This window comes from Streptomyces sp. NBC_01451, from assembly GCF_036227485.1.
In the GTDB taxonomy this organism is placed as follows: domain Bacteria; phylum Actinomycetota; class Actinomycetes; order Streptomycetales; family Streptomycetaceae; genus Streptomyces.
This window is the reverse complement of sequence record NZ_CP109479.1, coordinates 743,658-762,026: the sequence shown is the minus strand read 5'-3', so window position 1 is coordinate 762,026 and position 18,369 is coordinate 743,658. Positions and strand designations below refer to the sequence as shown.

Below are 18,369 nucleotides of genomic sequence, written 5' to 3'. Positions count from 1 at the left end.
TCATCGCTCCCTGACCAGCTCGGCGTACGCCCCGCCGGCCGCCACCAGGGCGTCGTGCCGCCCGCGTTCCACGATCGTGCCGTGCTGGAGTACGACGATCTCGTCGCTGTCGCGCACGGTGGAGAGCCGGTGGGCGATCACCACACAGGCACAGCCGCGTTTGCGCAGGTTGTCGATCACCCTCTGCTCGGTCTCCGCGTCCAGCGCGCTGGTCACCTCGTCGAGGACGAGAATGCTCGGGTTGCGCACCAACGCCCGCGCGATCTCCAGGCGTTGACGCTGACCGCCGGAGAAGTTCCGCCCGTCCTGCTCGACCCGGCTGTGGATCCCGCCCGGGCGGCGCGTGACGACGTCGTACAGTGCCGCGTCCTCAAGTGCCGCCACCACCGACTCGTCGGGGATCGACGGGTCCCACAGCGCCACGTTGTCGCGGACACTGCCCTCGAAGAGGAACACGTCCTGGTCGACGAAGGACACCGAGGCGGCCAGCGCGCCGCGCGGAATGTCCTCCAGGCGCTGCCCGTCGATCCGGATGACGCCCTCCCAGGGCGCGTACAGACCCGAAATCAGCCTGGAGACAGTCGACTTGCCGCTGCCGGAGCCACCGACCAGCGCCACCTGCTGCCCCGGACCGACGGTCAGGTCGAAGCCGGTCAGCAGGGGCTTGTCGAGCGGGCTGTAGCCGAAGGTGATGTTCTGCAGCTCGACGTGGCCGTGCAGTCGGCGCGTCGAATCGCCGCCGCCCGGGCGGGCGTACAGCGGGTCCGCCCGGAAGTTCTCGACGTCCTTGAGCCGGGCCACGTCCGCCGCGAAGTCCTGGATGCGGCCCGCCACACCGTTGAGCCGGGTGAGGGGTGCGGTGAACCGCACGACCAGGGCCTGGAAGGCCACCAGCAGACCCACGGACATATGGCCCTCGACGGCCCGCATCCCGCCGATCCACAGGATCAGCGCGCTGTTCAGCGTCGCGAGCGTCGGCGCGACCACCCCCAGCCAGGCACTCGGCACGCCGAGCCGCTGCTGCTCCTCCAGCGTGGTCGCGTGCTGCCCGGCCCACTTGCGGAAATACCCCTCCTCGCCACCGGTCGCCTTCATCGTCTCGATCAACTGGAGCCCGGAATATGCGGTGTTGGTCAACCGGGCGTTGTCCGCGCGCAGTTTGGCGGTCCGGGTCGCGCGCAGCCGGATCACCACCCGCATGGCCACGATGTTGAGCAGCGCCACACCGATGCCGACGGCCGTGAGCTGCGGGTCGTACGTGTAGAGGAGCACCGCGTACAGCACGACGACGAACGCGTCGACACCCGCCGCCGCGAGGTCGCGGGCCAGCGTCTCGGCCACCGCGTCGTTCGACTGGAGGCGCTGGACCAGGTCGGCCGGGCTGCGCTGGGAGAAGAAGGTGACCGGGAGGCGCAGCAGATGGCGCAGGAAGCGGGCGCTGCTCAGGGTCGAGGAGATGATGCGGCCGTGCAGCAGGTTCGCCTGCTGCAGCCAGGTCAGTACGAGGGTCAGTGCCACGCACGCGCCCATCGACGCGAACAGCACCTCCAGCATCGAGGTCCGGCCGCCGATCAGGAACGTGTCGATGTAGGTGCGGCTGAGCGCGGGCATCGCGGCGCCCACCGCCACCAGCAGCAGACTCGCCAGGATCGCGGCGGGCATCGTGCCCGAAGTGCCGCGCAGCCGGGCCGGCATGGCACCCAGGACGCCCGGTCTGCGCCCGCCGCGCTCGAAGTCGGGGCCCGGCTCCATGACGAGGACGACACCGGTGAAACTGGAGTCGAAGTCCTCCATCGGCACGAACCGGCGGCCCTTGCCGGGGTCGTTGACGTACACCCCGCGCCGGCCGAGGCGGCGGCCCATGCCGTCGAGGACGACGTAGTGGTTGAACTCCCAGAACAGGATCGCGGGCGCGTCCACCTCGGCGAGCGCGGCCGTGTCCATCTGCATGCCCTTGGCCGTCAGACCGTAACTCCGGGCCGCCTTCAGGAGGTTGCTGGCGCGTGAGCCGTCCCGCGACACACCGCAGGCGATGCGCAGCTCCTCCAGGGGGATGTGCCGCCCGTAGTGACCGAGGACCATGGCGAGCGAGGCCGCGCCGCACTCCACGGCCTCCATCTGGAGGATCGTCGGAGTGCGCACGGACCTGCCGCTGCCCTTCGGAACCGTGCGGCGGGGCGGGGCCGAGCGGCGCCTGGCCCGGGAGTTCGGCGCGGCGCTCACGGCAGCAGCCAGTCGACGGGACGCTGGTCGGCCAGCCGGATCGAGCCCGAGGCCAGGGTCATGGAGGTGAGCGCGAACGGCGGTCCCTCGGCGGAGGACCACCGGTAACCGCTCTTCGTGGCCGGCGACTTGTCCAGCTTCACCAGCACGGCGACCGGCCTGCCCTTCTTGGTGAACTGCTCGCCCAGCTGGCTGTCGCCGAGGAACGCGCCGATCTGCTGCTCGGTCTGGGCGGCCCGGTCCACCGACTCCACATGACCGCGCAGTACCCCGTACTGCTGGGTGGGCGCGGTCTGGACACTCAGGTCGACGGCCGCGTTCGCGGGAATCGTGGCGGCGCTCTCGGCCGGGACGTACACCGTCGCGTACAGCGGGTCGCTCGCGCGGGCGACCTTCTCGACGGCCGCGATGTTCGTGCCCGTGCCGATGATCTGGCCGATCGTCGCGGCGAGCGCGGTGAGCCGGCCCGCGGCGACCGAGCGGACGACCTCCTCCCCGGAGGCGGTACGGACCTTCAGCACAGGGGAGTTGGCGGGCAGCCGGGCGCCCTCCTCGGCGAGGACCGCGGTGATCTGGCCCGCGACGGGGCTCTGCAGGACGTAACTGCCCTCCCCGTGCGTGAGGATGGCGGGCGCGCTCACGGTGGAGGAGACGGACCCCGTGACCGCCCACACCGACGCGGCGGCCATGACGACGACCGTGACGGAGAGGACCAGCCAGCCCTGGGGGCGTGCGAAGCGCACCGGAAGATCCAGCTCTTCGGCCGACTGGAGCTTGGCGAGGGCCTGTTGGCGGAACTGCACGGGACTTTCCCTCACCTGCGAGCGGATGAATACCGGCGGCGGACGAACCGTGTGCCGGGTGGAGCGCCCAGGCACCCGAGAGTCCCGGAACCGGGAAACGGTTCCGGGACTCAGCGGCGCAAGGCGTCGGTCAGAGACCGGCGACCAGGCCGGTGACCGCACCGGTGTTCAGGCCGGTGAGGCCCTCGACCGTGCCGGTGACCGAGCCGACCAGCGGGAGCGCGCCGGGGGCAACGCTGTCCACCAGGTTCGTGACGGTGCCGACGGCGTGCAGGGACAGACCGCCGGAGACGGCGTCGAGGGCGGCGTCCGACAGCTCGGCGGTCTCAACCTGGGGGGTGGAGTTCATGATGGAACTTCCCTTCATATGGGGATTTCACAAGGGGGGAGCGGCCCCCTCTGGGGGACAGACGACGGCCGCGGCCGCAGGGCCACCCAGGCTCGTTTCCGGAACCTCGGCGGCCCCTGCGATGCGATGGATCAAAGCACGCCCGCACAGCGCCCTTCCAATCAACCAACCGCCCCACCAGGGCATTTGAGACCCGCAGGCCTCACACCGTGAGGGTGCGCGCACGCCTTGGCGGCGACTTCTTCACATGACGCACGGCATCGGTGCACCTCGGCCCTTGCGGTCGGGCGGCGGCGTCGGTCACCGGTACAAGGCGGAATCGGACAGTCCGGTACCAAAGGCGTGGCGTGTGACGAGGAGATGTGCGGAACCGTCGCATGGGGTGACCTGACTGGGTATTCGATGTGCAGATTCGCTGGAGCCGTGATTCGCACCGGTTTGACCGACCCGAAGTCATGTGGTGATTACGGAAAGTCCTTTTCTGTGAACACCCTGTGTGTTGAATCAGTCCAGGAGGGCGTACACCGTGCTTGCGCGGGCCGCGAGTTCACCGGATTGCGCGTCGGTCAGCGAGATGTCGGCGAAGGCCATTCGGCGGCCGAGCTTCGTGAGGACCGCCTCGATCAGGACGTCGGATCCGGTCACCGCGCGCTGAAACGTCGTGGACATCTGCACCGTCGTCATGGGGACGAAAGCCCCGCGCGCCGCCGACACGGCGATCACGGTCGAGGTGTCGGCGGCTGCCATCAGGGCCTGCCCCGACAGCGCGCCGCCCTGCCGTGCCAACCGGGCCGACCAGGGCATTCGCAGCAGCGCGCGGTGGTCGTCCAGCTCCTCGACCGACAGGCCGAGATCGAGCACCCAGGGTGCGAAGTTGGCGGAAAGGATCTTGTCTGCTTCGTCGGGCGTCATCGTCATATGGGTGATTGTTCCCGGCAGCCGTTGGTCAGGCCCGGGCAATGGCCGATTCGCTGTTTCGCAAAGGGAGTTGGCAAATAATTTGAACGCCCCGAGCAACCCGTCCGTACCTACAGCCATCCAGGCGCCCCAGTCGGTCGCCGAGAAACGTTCGGCGGCTAAGACCCCGCCCCGCAGGAGGTCAGAAGTTGAGTCACAAGCGAGTTCCGAAGCGTAAGGCCGCGATAGCGGTGGGCAGTGTCGCGGCGCTCGGAGCGGCAGCCCTGCTGCTGCCCAACGCCATGGCGTCCCAGACCGACGCTGCGGACGGCGCGGCTCCGAAGACCCTGAAGGCGACGGACGCCTCGGATCTGGCCTCGCAGTTGCAGGAGTTGCTGGGGGACGCCTTCGCCGGCTCCTACTACGACACCGACAAGCAGCAGCTGGTCATCAACGTCGTCGAAGGCGACAACAACGTCATCATCCAGGCCAAGAAGGCCGGCGCCGCTGTCCGCGAGGTCGACAACAGCATCGCCGAGCTGAAGGCCGGCGCGCAGACGCTGAAGGCCGAGGCGACCATCCCGGGCACCGCCTGGGCCCTCGACCCCCGCACCAACAAGATCCAGGTCACCGCCGACAGCACGGTCACGGGCGCCAACTGGAACACGATCGAGTCGACCGTCAAGAGCCTCGGCGCGGGCATGGCGACCATCAAGAAGACCGAGGGCACCTTCAAGACGTTCGTGGAGGGCGGCGACGCCATCTTCGCCGGCGGCGCCCGGTGCTCCCTCGGCTTCAACGTGGTGACCGGAGACGGCACGCCCGGCTTCCTGACCGCCGGTCACTGCGGTGTGGCCGCGGCCGAGTGGTCGGACGCGGAGGGCGGCGAACCCATCGCCACGGTCGAGGCAGCCACCTTCCCGGGCGACGGTGACTTCGCACTCGTGAAGTACAACGACCCGGCGACCGTGGCGGCCAGCACCGTCGACGTCGGCAACGGCCAGACCGTCGACATCCTCCAGGCCGCCGAGGCCGCGGTCGGCCAGCAGGTCTTCCGCATGGGCTCCACGACGGGCCTCAACGACGGCGAGGTCACCGGCCTCGACGCCACCGTGAACTACCCCGAGGGCACGGTCACCGGCCTCATCCAGACCAACGTCTGCGCGGAGCCCGGTGACAGCGGCGGCTCGCTGTTCACCCAGGACGGCAGCGCGATCGGTCTGACCTCGGGTGGCAGCGGCGACTGCACCGTCGGCGGCGAGACCTTCTTCCAGCCGGTCACCACCGCCCTGGAGGCCGTCGGCGCGACCCTCGGCGCGGGCGACGCGGGTGCGGGCGCCGGTGAGGAGGCCGGTGCCGGTGAGGAAGCGGGCGCCGGTGAGGAAGCCGGTGCCGGTGAAGAGGTCGGCGCGGGCGAAGAAGTCGGCGCGGGCGAGGAAGCGGGCGCCGGTGAGGAGGCCGGTGCCGGTGAGGAAGCCGGTGCGGGCGAAGAGGCCGGACTCGGCGAAGAGGTCGGCGGCGACGAGCTCGGCGGCGTCGACGACCAGACCGGCAACGGCGCGGACGACGGCACCGGCCTGGGGAACAACGAGAACCACTGACCAGCAACACCAGCAACACCAGTAGTTCCGGCCGCCATTGACACGGTCCGGCCCTCCGGCGGGAGGGCCGGACCGTTCCGCGTGCGCGGGGCCGTCCGGCGGACAGCAGGCCTGAGGACAGTGGCGACCGATCGGTACGGGCGTGGGTGCGCTTCGGTGACCGTCGGCTCCGGCGCGGTCCGGTCCCGCGGCGCGGGCCGCGCGCGCAGGTGCGCGTGCCGGGCCGCGCGTCCTCGGCGCGATCCGCCGGGAGGACCTGGGCCACCGGCACAGGAGAGTCCCGGGTCCGGCGTCGGCGTCCGTCAGTTCTCCGCCCGCGCCCTCAGCAGAAGCAGCGCGATGTCGTCCACCCGGTCCGTCACCCCCGCGCCGAACTCGACGAGCCCGTCGGCCAGTTCGTCCAGCGGCCGGTCCCCGGTCTCCGCGAGCCGCCGGCCGAGCGCGGCCAGCGTCTCGTCGATGTCGACGCCCGGGGACTCGATCAGCCCGTCGGTGTACAGGGCGAGGACACAGCCCGGCAGCAGGTCGACCTCGGTCGTCGGGTACGTGGCCGAGGCGTCGATCCCCAGCAGGGGACCCCCGGCCAGGTCGAGCACCCGCACCTGCCCGTCCGGGTGCCTCAGCAGCGGCTGCGGATGCCCCGCGCGGGCCATCACGGCCCGGCCGGTGCCCGGATCGAGCCGAAGATACAGACAGCTCGCGAACAACTCGGTGCCGAGGTCGATGAGCAGCCGGTTGGTGCTGCGCATGACCTCCTCCGGCGCCTGGCCGACGGTCGTGTACGCCCGTACGGCCGTACGGAGCTGGCCCATCAGGCCGGCCGCCGTCACGTTGTGCCCCTGGACGTCGCCGATCACCGCGGAGGCCCGCCCGTGCGAGCACACCAGGTCGTAGAAGTCGCCGCCGATGTCCATGCCCTGGGTGGCGGGCAGATAGCGCGCGGCGGCCTCGAAGCCGGGCAGCGACGGCAGGGAACTCGGCAGCAGGGCGGCCTGGAGGCCGTGCGCGACCCGGTGCTTGGCGTCGTACAGCAGGGCCCGTTCCAGAGCCTGGGCGATCAGGCCGCCGAGACTGGTGAGGACGGCGCGCTCGTCGGCGGGGAACGGGTGCCGTTCGCCGTAGCCCAGCACACAGGTGCCCACCGGACGCCCGGACGCGATCAGCGGGAGATACGCCCAGGCCGCCATCGGGCCGGGCACCTCTCCCACCGCCGGATACAGCCGCTCCAGCTGCCCCCGGGACTCGAAGAAGGCGGGCACTCCGGTGGTGAGCACCTGGATGCCCGGAGTCTGCTCCGTCAGCGGCAGCCCGTCGAACCGCTCCACCAGCCGGGGGTCGGCGAAGCCGCGATGCCCCACCACGTGCATGCGCCCGCCCCGGGAGCCCAGCATCACCAGGGTCTGGCAGCCCACGGCCGGCATGATCTCGTCCGCGACCAGCTGGATGACGTCCTGGACGCCCGCCGCCTCGGTGAGTGCCCCGGCCAGGGACAGCACCTGGGAGATCGTGACCAGACTGGACGGCCCGCCCGGTCGCCGGCCGGCCCGGTCCAGTTCGGCCACCGCCCGCGCCCGGGTGATCCGGACGCTCAGCCCGGTCGCGCTCGGATACAGCCGGAACGACAGCCAGTCGCCGGGCGGGCGCAGCGCCACGAACGAGGTGACGTGCAGGCTGAACAGCGCGGCACGGTAGCGGTCCTCGTACACCGGATCGTCGAGCCAGGGCACCGACACCCACAGCCGGTTGCCCAGCAGAGCGCCCGCGGGGACACCCAGCAGGTCCGCGCCGGCCGCGTTGACGAAACCGACCCGCCCGTGCAGGTCGAGCGAGCACAGGCCGTACGGCAGCCGCGCCACCATCCGCGCCGCCTCGACCGTGCCGAGAGGGTCGGCCGTCGGAGCCTCGGGCGAGATGGCCAGCAGATCCGCCTCGCGCCGCAGCGGACGGTGCTCGGCTGCGGCACGCTCCAGACGCAGCGCCAGCCGGTCGCAGGCCGAGCTGAGCTGCCGGCGCTCCCGGTCGGACAGCCCCGGCGGATGCGAACCGGGCCAGGTCAGGAAGATCGCCCCGTACACCGTCGAGGCGGTCGCCACCGGGACGGCGGCCAGCGCGAAGGGGTAGGGCAGCACGACGGCGACCCGCGGGTACCGCCGCGCCATCTCCTCCTCGCCGCCCACCCAGATGAACCGGCGCTCGCGGGCCGCCTCCGCGACGGGGACCGGCGAGCCGATCCCGACCCGCTCCCAGGGCGCCGCGAACGCCCGGGGGAGCCCCGCCATGACGGCCATCTCCAGCACCGACCCGCCGGGAGCCAGCAGGTACACCCCACCCGCGAGGGCCCGGACGTCCTCCATCATCCCGGCGAGCGCCAGCGACAGCAGCGGCTTCCCGAACGAGGCCGAGCGGGCGTCCGCCCCCGGCCGTCCGCGCGCGGAGGCCCGTCCATCGGCCATCGGGACCACCTCCTCGCCCGGCCCGGTGCTTCCGACTCAAGGCTCTGTCCACTCGGCCCTTCGCGCACGGCGAGCGGGCTCCGGCACACCCCCGGACCGGCGTGCGGGGCCCCTGGTGCGCGCCCCACGCACGCTGTTGGCCAGTTCTGCATGCCCCGGAGCCGTCTCGAGAGGCGAGAGCCGAAAAGAGGGCACACGCGACAGCGGTGAACCGAGCCGAGGCGAGTGAAGGAGCGGCAGTGATCGGAGTGCTTCTGGTGCACGACGCGTGTCTGGTGAGATCCGTCCTGGCGGAGTGGCTGAGCAGGGAGCCCGATCTCGGGGTGTCCGACACCTCCTGGCACAGTGCCGCGGGCAGAGTGCGATCGCTGCGGCCCGATGTCTGCGCGGCCGACCTGGAGAACCTGGACTCCTACGGCTCACCGCCGCTGGGCGAGTTACGGGGCCGCGGGGCGGGCGCGCCCGCCCCGCGGCTGCTGGTGCTGGCCAGCGGCGCCAGGCCGGGCCTGCTGAAGCGGGCGGCCGAGGCGGGCGCCCTGGGCTACGTCGACAAGGACAGGGAGGGCGCGCCGGAGCGGCTGGTGTCCGCCATCCGGAAGGTCGCGGCAGGGAAACGTTTCGTCGACGACTCGCTCGGCTTCGGCTTCCTCAGGGCCACGCAGATTCCGCTCACCCCGCGAGAGCTGAGCGTCCTGTCACTCGCCGCGGAGGGGTCGTCCGTCGCGGAGATCGCCGGCAGCCTGCACCTGTCCCACGGAACCGTGCGCAACTACATGGCGGCCATCACCCGCAAGACCGGAGCCCGCAACCGCGTCGACGCCATCCGCATCTCGCAGGGCGAGGGCTGGCTGTGACGGCCCCGACCCCGTCGCCGACCAGCTGCCCACCAGGTCACGGTAGAGGGACGAGCACTCCAGCAGTTCGGCGTGTGTCCCGTACGCGCAACTCCGGCCGTCCATGACGAGGACACGGTCCGCACGGCGCGCCGAGGCGATCCGGTGCGCGACCACGACCAGGGTGGTGCCGGCCCGGGCGGCGAAGGCCCGTTCGGCGCGTTCCTCGGCCTCCGGGTCCAGATGACAGGTCGCCTCGTCGAGGAGCGCGACGCAGGCGTACGAGAGCCAGGCCCGCGTCAGCGCGATCAGCTGCCGTTCGCCGGCCGAGAGCGCGGCCGGGTCGACCAGGCCCCCGGGGCCGCCGTGCCGGGCGAGCAGCGGGGCGAGCCCGACCGCCTCGGCGGCGGCCAGCAGTTCGGCCTCAGGCACGGGATCCGGCCGCAGACAGCCGAGGTTCTCGGCGAACGTCCCGCTGAACACGTACGCCTCCTGGGGAATGACGACCCGGTGCGCGTGCGCGGTGTCACCGGGCACCGGATGCCCGCACAGCCGGATCGCGCCGTACTGGGGTTCGAGGAGTCCGGCGGCCAGGGAGACGAGGGTGGACTTCCCGATGCCGCTGGGGCCGACGACGGCGAGCCGCGAGCCCGGGGGCAGGCTGAGGGTGAGGCCCTCGACGACGGGCGCGCAGGTGGGCCCGTAGGCGAAGGTGAGACCGGAGAGAGTGAGAGCGGGCGCCCCCGCGGGGGTGTGGGCGGGGCGGGGGTGCGGACCGCTGCCGTCGACCGCCACCGGACCGGCCGGCACCAGGCGGCGCAGTACCACCGCGAGCCGGGAACCGCTCGCGCCCATGCCGTGGACCAGGTTCTGCAGGGCGGGCAGCAGGGACTGGGTGACATAGGCCAGCGCGCCGACCAGCGCACCGGGTGTGACGCCGCTGCGCAGCAGCCAGGGCGCGGTCAGCAGCAGCAGGACGACGGGGAGCTGTCCGCCGACGGCGACCGACGCCACGCGCGGCACTGCCCAGCGGGCCAGGGAGCGGGCGGCCCCCAGCTCGGCCGCGATCCGTTCGCCGGCATCGGCCGCGACCCGTTCCTCCGCACCCGCGGCGGTCACGTCCCGCAGTCCGGCGCAGATGTCGCCGAGCCGGTCGGCGAGGCGTTCGTCGGCGACGAGGAACACCTCCTGGCGGTGGGCCAGCGGGCGCATGCTCGCCGCGAACAGACCCACGCCGACGACCAGCGGGGGCACGACCACCAGCAGCAGCGGCGGTGCCAGCGAGCCCAGCCCGATCAGCGCTCCGGCGGCCGTGAAGACGAAGGAACGGGAGACCATCACCACGCCCGCGAAGGTGTCCCGGGCGATCTCCACCTGCTGGGTCAGCGCGGAGAGCGACCCGCCCTCCGCCTCCCGCACCCCGCGCGCCACCACCCGCTGCACGAGCCGGTCCCGCAACGGTTCGACGAGCGCGGCGACCGCCCCGTACACCCGCCCCGTGCCGTACGCCCCGACGGCCACCGCGAGCGCGGCGACCCCGAGCCACCCGAGTCCGGTGCCCGTCCGGCCGCGCAGGAACCCCTCGTCGAGGGCGCGGGCGAGGGCATACCCCATGAGGAAGGTCTGCGCCGTCTCCAGAAGCGACCACAGCACGAGCCGCGCCACGACCCGCCGCTGCTGCCGCAGAAACCGCAGTCCACGAGAGCGTAAGCCGTACCTTCCGGCCGGCGGCCGTCGGGCGCGTTCAGCCTTCCGCATCCGTGAACCCCCTCCGGCAGGCCTTCTCGCGCCAAGGCTGTGGACGTGTCCGGGGCGGGTGGCCGTGTGCCGCCGTCTCCGCGGGACGCGCAGTCCGCGCGCGGAGGCCGGAGCTTCCGGCCGGTAGCTGTCGGGCGCGTTCAGCCTTCCGCATCCGCGAACACCTCCCGGTAGGCCTTCTCGCGCCACAGCTGCGGATGTGTCCCCAGCGCCCGCACCCGCCCCCCGTCCAGCCAGGCCACCGTGTCCGCGCGGGCCGCCGTGGAGACCCGGTGGGCGACGATCACCCGGGTGCCGCCGGGGGAGTGGTGCAGCAGGGCGTCGACGACCTGGTGTTCGGTGACCGTGTCGAGGCTCGACAGCGCGTCGTCGAGGACGAGCAGCCTGCTGTCGCGGGCCAGCACCCGGGCCAGGCCGAGCCGCTGCCGCTCCCCTCCGGACAGGGGCGCGTCCCGGCAGGGGGTGGCGTACCCGTCGGGCAGCCGGCGTACGAACGTGTCGGCGCGGGCGGCGGCGGCACCGGCCCTGATCCGGTCGGGCGGCGCCGCCCGGACGCCGAGGCCGATCGTGTCCGCGACGGTGCCGCCCAGCAGCGCGGGGCGTTCGAAGGCGCAGCCGATCGCGCCGCGCAGCTCGTCGTGGTCCAGCTCGGGCAGCGGCACGCCGTCGAGGAGCACGGTTCCGCCGTCGGGATCGGCCAGGCGTCCGGCGAGTGCCGCCAGGAGGGACTTGCCCGCGCCGGAGCGGCCGACCACGGCGAGTGTGCTGCCTCCGGGCACGACCAGGTCGACCCCGTCCAGGAGCGTACGGCCGCCGCGGCGGGCGGTGACCCCGCGCAGCTCCAGGCGGCCCTGCCCCGGAGGCAGCCGGCGGTGCCCGTACGGCGTCACCGGCTCGGCCAGTACCTCGCCGAGGCGGCGGGCCGACGCGCGGGCCCGGACCAGCCCCGACAGCTGCCCGACCAGGACGCCTGCCCCGGCCGCCAGGACGGCGTACCGCGAGGCGGCGAGCATCTCGCCCACCGTCAGCCGGCCGCGGACCAGCAGGACACCCGCCACGGCCACGACCCCCAGCTGAAGCAACGGGGCGAGGGCGACCGCCCGGGCCGCCGCTCGGCCCTGCACGTGCCACATCCGGTGGCCCGCGCGGGTGAGGCCGGGCAGGGGCCGCAGGACCCGGGCCACCTCACGGTCCGCCGTGCCGCAGGCGGCGATGGTGCGGGATCCGCCGATCGCCTCCGCGAGCCCGCTCGCGATCCGCCCCTGGGCCCGCTGGTAGTCGGCCACACACCGTGACGTGTCCTGGGCGAAGGTCCGCAGCAGCAGGGCCAGCAGGGGCGCCCCGGCGAGGAACACCGCCGCCAGCCAGGGGTCGAGCAGGCCGAGCGCCGCCACCGCTCCGACCGGTCCGGCGACCGCGGCCAGCAACGCGGCGAGGGAGGCGGGCGCGGTCCCTGCCTGGGCGGCGTTGCCGACCAGCCGGGCCACCAGGTCACCGGACCCGAAGCGTTCCCCGGCCCGTGGTCCCACGGCGAGCAGATGCCCGGTCAGCCGGTGCCGCAGCCACGCCGTGGCGCGGGCGCTCGTGGTCCCGCTCAGCACGGTCTCGACGGCGTCGAGAACGGCGAGCAGTACGACGATTCCGGTGCACCACAGGACCCAGCGCGCGGCGCCGGTGCCGTCCGGATGCGTCAGCAGCACGTCGAGGGCCCGCCCCAGGGTCAGGGGCAGGGCCAGGCTCAGACCCGTCGAGGCCGTGGCGACCAGGAAGAGGACCGCACAGCTCGCCCCGGTGCGGCGCACGGCCGCACGCAGCGGTGAGGCGGTGTCCGCGGCCGGGGTCCGCCGGCCGTGGGCGGTGGTTGTCGTCATCGGGGGACCCTCCGACGGGGGCTGACGGACCGCCGGGCGGCCGTCCCACGAATGGGAGTGACCGCCCGGCGTCCTTGCGGAAGTGCTCAGAGACAGAGGGTGACGCTGGCCGCGCTGACGCAGGACAGCAGGCTGAGCGTGCTGTTGGCGCCCGTGGCGGCGGTCTCGTCGGACTCCATCGTCTGAAGGTCGAGCAGTGCCATGTCGATTCCTTTCGTCGTTCCCGGTGGGTCCCGGGTACTTCCTGTGGGGACGGGTGTCGCGTCACGACTCCTTGCGCGGAGCCGCGTTCTGGTGCCGCCGTAGTGGCGGCAGGAAGGGCAGAGCGGCGGGGGCCGTCCCGTCGAGGGCCGCGCCGAGCGCGAGCAGACAGCCCGCCGTGCCGGTGCCCAGGTCCATGGAGAGCCGCATCATCTGGTGCCCGGGGAAGGCCAGTTGGCCCTGGTACGACATCGCGTACCAGCCGAGCCCCGCGACCTGTTCCCGCTGCCGTGCCTCGGGGGCGCCGGTGCGGGCGAGGTGCAGGATCATGCCGGCCCTGCCCTGGAACAGGCCGGGCTGCGCGTAGAAGCGGGAGGCGGCGGCGGTCAGGATCCGGTTCCGGGCCTGCTCGAAGCCCTCGCGCCGGTCGGAACGGGCCGGGGAGCGACCCTCGGCCGCGTCCAGCGCCAGGTAGTCGTCGAGGACCAGGCCGATCCCCACGCTGCCCTCCGCGAGGTACGGCATGGTCCGCCATCCCTCGTCGACCTCGAGACCGCCGCCCCGCTGGACGACACAGCGGTCCAGGTCGCGGCGCAGCGCCGTGCCGGCCGCGTCGAGCAGCGCGGGGTCACCCGTCGCCTCGTACTGCCGGAGGAACAGCAGCGCGGGCCCGCTCGCACCCCGCAGCAGACCGGCGCGGCGCTTTTGCGGGTCGGGGAGCGGCTCGTCCAGACGGCTCACCAGGATGTCCGTGACGTCCTGGGCCCGCTCGGCGAACTCCCGCTCCCCGGTGGTGCGCGCCAGCGAGCCGAGGACCAGGCCCAGCCCGGCGAGGCCGCCACGCAGGTCCGAGGAGAGCTTGTGCCACTTCTCCCGGAGCACGATGTCGATCAGGTCCAGCGCGCGCGGGCGGTGCCCGAGCAGGTCGAGGACATGGGCGACGCCCGCGAGACCGTCGTACAGCCCCAGCGGCGTGCCCACCGGCACGGGGTCGGTGTGTGCCAGCAGCCAGCGCTCGCCCTCCTCGTACCGCTCGGCGCCCGCCTGGGACAGCGCGTACAGCACCCCGGCCGCGCCGTGCGCGACTCCGAGTCCGCCGCCGTCGGAGAACTGGGTGATGTCGCCGGGGAAGAGCCGGTCGTCGCGTTCGGGGGTGGCGGAGGCGAGGACGGCCTTGACCATCGAGTCGCGGCTGTACGGCCAGTCGCCGGGTTCGACGGGAACCGCCGGCGGCACGGGCGCGGGGCGGCCGGCTCCCGGCGCGGACACGTCACGGGTGATCTCGGCGACCGCCTCGGCCAGGAACCCGGCCGGTACGTCCGGGAACTGGCCGGCGATCACCTCGGCCAGGTGGGCCGCCTTGCCGCGGTCCACCACGAACAGCGTGGTCAGGGGCATGAAGAGCGCGAGCCGCAGACACGCCAGCGCGTACCGGTCGACATCGGTTCCCCGGCGGTCGGGCGGGGCGAAGAACCCGGGGTGGGCGACGACCTGACGGCCCCGCTCCTCGGTCGGCGCCGCCGCCTCGAAGTCGACCAGGGACACCGACTCCTCGTCGGGCGCGACCATGATGTTGAAGATGTGCAGGTCGTTGAAGACGATCCCGCGCGCGTGCACCGCCTCCACGGTCTCCTCGACCGCGCGGTGGATACGCAGCGCCCACCGCGTGTAGGCGGCCACCGCCTCCGGATCCGGGTCGTGGGTGAGGAGCGGGTGGCGCTCGGCGAAGAACGCGTTGAGCGGACGCCCCTCGATGAAGTCCATGACGAGGAAGCGGTGCTCCCCGAGCGTGAACCAGTCACGCACCTCGGGCACCGTCCCGAGCCCCGACACCCGTTCCAGCGCCGCCCGCTCGCGCTCCAGCCGGGTGACCGCGTCCGCGCCGTCCGCCGCCAGACCCGCGTGCGGACGCCCCTCCTTCAGGACGACCCGGCGCCCGTCGCGCGTGTCGGTGCCGACGTACACACCGCCGCCGTTGGAGAAGTGCAGGGCCTTCTCGATGCGGTAGGGCAGGTCGCTCACCGTCGTCGCGTTGCGGGCCGCCAGCTGCGCCTCCAGGAACCGGGGCAGCCGCACCCACTCCGGGACCTGGAAGGAGGGCGCGCGCCGGTCCGGCACCAGCCGGCCTTCGCCGTCCCGGACCGCCGGCACGAGCGAACCGCGCTCGTCGACGACGAAGGAGCGGGCGAACGCCCCGTATCGGACGTACAGCGGACCGTCGTGCCAGCGCAGATCGGTGAGGATGTACGGGCCCTCGCAGCCCTCCAGCAGCGCGCCCAGCTCGGTCAGCACCCGGTGCAGGAGATCCTCGTCGGCCGGGTAGACCGTCACGAACTTCCCGCTGCCGTCGCGGCCCGCGTACTTGGTGTTCCGCAGGTGCAGCAGCTGGGGGCCCGGCAGGAACTTGAACGGGATGCCGCGCGGCACGCAGTAGTCCCACACCGCCGCGGCGATCCGCTCCGCGTTCGCCCGGGTGGCCGAAGCGTGCACCTTCCAGCCCTGGGCGGGTCCGGGCAGCGGGTCGCCGTCCGGACCGAGCGGCGTCAGTGCCAGCCAGTCGCCGATCCGCCCCGCCCGCCAGCCCTCAGGCACCGCACGGCCGGCCGTCTCGAACAGGGGTGTGGCCCCGCCGGCCGCGGACAGCCGGTCGGGCGTCTCGTAGAAGTGCTGGTCGGCGAGTGCGTACACCTCGTACCGCTGGTCCATGCCCACCTCCTCGATGGCTTGCACCGAGCCTTCCAGTCCGTGCACGGGTCCCGACAGTCACGGCTGTCACGAGACCACTGTGCGGAACGCACAGGTGCGGCCGGGCCGAACACCGGGAGCGTCAGGGGCTGCGCCTGCGCCCCATACGCGCTGTAATGACGACGTGGTCAGTGAGGAGGAGGGACGCGGAACGAGAACGGCGCGTGCCGAGCTCGCCCTGAAGTCGCTCACCGTCGAACTCGACCCACCAGAGCGCCTCCGCCGGGTCCTCGAACAGGCGCTCGTCTTCGCGGGCGCGAGCGTCGCCGCCGTCTACACCCCGGGCGACACCGGTGACGTCCTGTGTCTCGTCGAGTCGGCCGGAGTGCCGAGGACGCTGTACGGCCTGCGCGACAGCTACCCCGTGGCCGCCCACTCGCCCGCCGCGGACGCCCACCGCACCGGACGGCCGGTCTGGCTCGGCCCCGCCGAACTCGCCGAGTGCGCCGAGTCCCGGCGGATGCCGGCCGGTGCCGTCCACCTGGCGGCCCTGCCCGTCCGTGCCGGCGCGGCGGTCGGTGACGGCGGCTGTCTGCTCGTCGTGACGGAGAGCCCCGGCGGCTTCGACGACGGCGCCCGGGACTGCCTGGGACTGCTCGCCGAAGCCGTCGCCTGGCCCGCCCCGCCCGCCGCCGGTGACCCCGGTGAACTGTCGGCCGGCGCGTTCAGCCTGGCCATGGACAGCGGGCGCGTCGAGGTCGGCGACGAACTCCTCGAACTGTTCGCGCTCGACCGGACGGACTTCGACGGCAAGGTCGAGACCCTGCTCGGCCTGACCGTGCCCGAGGACCTGCCCTCCCTGATGTCCGTCGTCGAGGCCGACCACATGTCCATCGGCGACCGCGAACTGGAGTTCCGGGTCCTCCAGCCCGCCGGCCCGCCGAGATGGCTGCGGCTGCGCGGGCGGCTCGTGACCGCCGGGGAGGGCCGGGCCGCCCGGCTCGTGGGCACGGTCGGCGACGCCTCCACCCTGCGCTCCGGTGTCACCGACGTGGCCCGCGTCCAGCGCCTCGCCGCCGCCCTCGCCACCGCCGGGACCGTCCGTGACGTCAGCCGGGCCGTCGTCACCGCCCTGCGCGAACCGCTGCGGGCCGACCGGATCGCCCTCGCCGAACTGGACAACGAACGGCTCGTCGTCACCGTCCTCGACCCGCCCGAACCCGAGTCCTGGCCCGAGCTGTGGCGGCTGGAGTGGCGCTCCGAGTGGCCCGAGTCGCCCGTCCGCTCCATGCCGACGCTGGCCGCCGCCCTGCGCGAGGGCAGGGCCGCCATCTGGCCCGCCGGTACCGAACTGGAGCCCGCGCTCGACGGCGTGGGCCCCGGCGGCCTCGCCGTGCTGCCGCTGCCCGCCGGAGGGCGGATGGCCGGCATCTGCCTGATCGGGTGGGACAGCCCGCACGAGTTCGGCACCGACGAACGCGCTCTGCTCACCGCCGCCGCCGGCCTCGCCGGACAGGCGCTGACCCGCGCCCACGCCTTCGACGCCGAGCACGAACTCGTCGGCATGCTCCAGCGCTCCCTGCTGCCCCGCCGCCTGCCCAGACTGCCCGGCGGGGTCGCCGAGGCCCGCTACCTCCCGACCACCGAGGGCCTGGAGGTCGGCGGTGACTGGTACGACGTGATCCCGCTCCCCGACAACCATGTCGGCCTCGTCATCGGCGACGTCCAGGGCCACAACGCGGGCGCCGCCACCCTCATGGGCCAGATGCGCACCGCCCTGCGCGCGTACGCCGTCGAGGGCCACCCGCCGGACGTCGTCGTCTCCCACGCCAACCGCCTCCTCGTCGACATGGAGACCGACCTCTTCGCCACCTGCTGCTACGTCGAGGTCGACATGGAGGAGGGCACCGCCTGGTACGTCCGCGCCGGCCACCTTCCCCCCGTCGTCCGCAACCCCGACGGCACCACCGAGATCACCGAGTCCGATGTCGGCCCGCCGCTCGGAGTGCTGGCCCGGGCCGACTACCCGATGAGCATGCTCCGCCTCCAGCCCGGCACCCTGATCGCCCTCACGACCGACGGCCTCGTCGAGTCCGCCCAGACCGACATCGAGGACGGCCTCGACGGCCTCGCCGCCGACCTCGCGGCCGCCGACCCCGCCCACCTCGGCCTGGTCGCCGACGCCCTCCTCGCGGGCGCCAACCGCAACGACGACGTGGCCCTGCTCCTGCTGCGCTACGACGGCATGGAACGGCGCCCGCTGCGGGAGAGCTGGACGGTGTGGCGGGTGCCCGAGGCGGTCCGGCACGCCCGCCGCTTCACCCGGCGCACCCTGCGCACCTGGGGTGTGGCGGGGGAACCCGGTGTCCAGGAGAACATGGACACGATCCTCCTCGTCGTCTCCGAGCTGGTCACCAACGCCCTCGTGCACACCGACGGGCAGGTCCGTCTCGACCTCACCCTCTTCAACGGCCGGCTGCGCGTCGCCGTCGCGGACAACTCGCCCCGTACACCCATCAGACCGACGAACCTGGGCTGGGAGGCCACCGGCGGCCGGGGCATGCTCCTGGTCGAAGCCATGTCGGCCGGCTGGGGAACCGTCCCGGTCAGCGGCGGCAAACAGGTGTGGAGCGAGCTCGCGCTGGAGCTCTGAGGGGCCGCGGACGGACTCCCGCACCGGTCACGCTGCGGCACC

At 73.2% G+C, this 18,369-nt stretch carries 11 protein-coding genes and 1 pseudogene; 3 read left to right on the top strand and 9 right to left on the bottom strand.

Annotated features, from left to right (window positions below; genetic code table 11):
• The 4 genes from OG595_RS03375 to OG595_RS03360 all read right to left on the bottom strand — a co-directional run bounded on the left by OG595_RS03375 (position 1) and on the right by OG595_RS03360 (position 4,293).
• The gene (locus tag OG595_RS03375; RefSeq protein WP_329267592.1) at positions 1-2,223 is read right to left on the bottom strand and encodes an NHLP family bacteriocin export ABC transporter peptidase/permease/ATPase subunit; all 2,223 of its coding nucleotides are present in this window, start codon (positions 2,221-2,223) and stop codon (positions 1-3) included.
• Entirely contained in the window at positions 2,220-3,026 is an 807-nt protein-coding gene (locus OG595_RS03370) for an HlyD family efflux transporter periplasmic adaptor subunit (RefSeq protein WP_329267590.1), read from the bottom strand. Before OG595_RS03370 ends, OG595_RS03375 begins: the two co-directional genes overlap by 4 nt.
• Positions 3,027-3,156: 130 nt before the next feature.
• The gene (locus tag OG595_RS03365; protein ID WP_329267588.1) at positions 3,157-3,375 is read right to left on the bottom strand and encodes a type A2 lantipeptide; all 219 of its coding nucleotides are present in this window, start codon (positions 3,373-3,375) and stop codon (positions 3,157-3,159) included.
• A gap of 504 nt (positions 3,376-3,879) precedes the next feature.
• Positions 3,880-4,293, bottom strand: coding sequence for a PaaI family thioesterase (locus OG595_RS03360; protein ID WP_329267585.1), 414 nt, complete (start codon positions 4,291-4,293; stop codon positions 3,880-3,882).
• Positions 4,294-4,481: 188 nt separating this feature from the next.
• On the opposite strand from OG595_RS03360, the gene OG595_RS03355 reads away from it, so the two are divergent.
• Positions 4,482-5,873, top strand: a complete 1,392-nt coding sequence (locus OG595_RS03355; RefSeq protein WP_329267583.1) for a S1 family peptidase — start codon at positions 4,482-4,484, stop codon at positions 5,871-5,873.
• Positions 5,874-6,175: 302 nt separating this feature from the next.
• On the opposite strand, the gene OG595_RS03350 is transcribed toward OG595_RS03355, so the two are convergent.
• A complete protein-coding gene (locus OG595_RS03350) occupies positions 6,176-8,326 on the bottom strand; it encodes a SpoIIE family protein phosphatase (RefSeq protein ID WP_329267580.1) in 2,151 nt (716 codons plus the stop codon).
• A gap of 101 nt (positions 8,327-8,427) precedes the next feature.
• Between OG595_RS03350 and OG595_RS03345 the strand changes: the two are divergent.
• A pseudogene (locus OG595_RS03345) lies at positions 8,428-9,096 on the top strand (response regulator transcription factor); the annotation flags it as partial.
• Here OG595_RS03345 and OG595_RS03340 read toward each other — a convergent pair.
• The 4 genes from OG595_RS03340 to lanKC all read right to left on the bottom strand — a co-directional run bounded on the left by OG595_RS03340 (position 9,022) and on the right by lanKC (position 15,695).
• Complete coding sequence (locus OG595_RS03340) at positions 9,022-10,917, bottom strand: ABC transporter ATP-binding protein (protein WP_329267578.1); 1,896 nt, start codon at positions 10,915-10,917, stop codon at positions 9,022-9,024. The pseudogene OG595_RS03345 and the gene OG595_RS03340 overlap by 75 nt on opposite strands.
• A gap of 140 nt (positions 10,918-11,057) precedes the next feature.
• Complete coding sequence (locus OG595_RS03335; RefSeq protein WP_329267576.1) at positions 11,058-12,788, bottom strand: ABC transporter ATP-binding protein; 1,731 nt, start codon at positions 12,786-12,788, stop codon at positions 11,058-11,060.
• Positions 12,789-12,874: 86 nt separating this feature from the next.
• Positions 12,875-12,991, bottom strand: a complete 117-nt coding sequence (locus tag OG595_RS03330) for a SapB/AmfS family lanthipeptide (RefSeq protein ID WP_329267574.1) — start codon at positions 12,989-12,991, stop codon at positions 12,875-12,877.
• Between the two features lie 61 nt (positions 12,992-13,052).
• Positions 13,053-15,695, bottom strand: coding sequence for a class III lanthionine synthetase LanKC (gene lanKC, locus OG595_RS03325; RefSeq protein WP_329282609.1), 2,643 nt, complete (start codon positions 15,693-15,695; stop codon positions 13,053-13,055).
• 163 nt (positions 15,696-15,858) lie between these two features.
• Here lanKC and OG595_RS03320 point away from each other — a divergent pair, with 163 nt between their 5' ends.
• Positions 15,859-18,327 carry a SpoIIE family protein phosphatase gene (locus OG595_RS03320; protein WP_329267572.1) on the top strand — a complete coding sequence of 823 codons (2,469 nt, stop codon included), beginning with the start codon at positions 15,859-15,861 and terminating at the stop codon, positions 18,325-18,327.
• Positions 18,328-18,369: the final 42 nt, after the last annotated feature.

What these genes read in the sequence shown, in the direction of transcription:
- OG595_RS03365 (WP_329267588.1), bottom strand. Translation starts at nt 3,375, where the DNA reads ATGAACTCCACCCCCCAGGTTGAGACCGCCGAGCTGTCGGACGCCGCC.
- OG595_RS03360 (WP_329267585.1), bottom strand. Translation starts at nt 4,293, where the DNA reads ATGACGATGACGCCCGACGAAGCAGACAAGATCCTTTCCGCCAACTTC.
- OG595_RS03350 (WP_329267580.1), bottom strand. Translation starts at nt 8,326, where the DNA reads ATGGCCGATGGACGGGCCTCCGCGCGCGGACGGCCGGGGGCGGACGCC.
- OG595_RS03340 (WP_329267578.1), bottom strand. Translation starts at nt 10,917, where the DNA reads ATGCGGAAGGCTGAACGCGCCCGACGGCCGCCGGCCGGAAGGTACGGC.
- OG595_RS03335 (WP_329267576.1), bottom strand. Translation starts at nt 12,788, where the DNA reads ATGACGACAACCACCGCCCACGGCCGGCGGACCCCGGCCGCGGACACC.
- OG595_RS03330 (WP_329267574.1), bottom strand. Translation starts at nt 12,991, where the DNA reads ATGGCACTGCTCGACCTTCAGACGATGGAGTCCGACGAGACCGCCGCC.
- lanKC (WP_329282609.1), bottom strand. Translation starts at nt 15,695, where the DNA reads ATGGACCAGCGGTACGAGGTGTACGCACTCGCCGACCAGCACTTCTAC.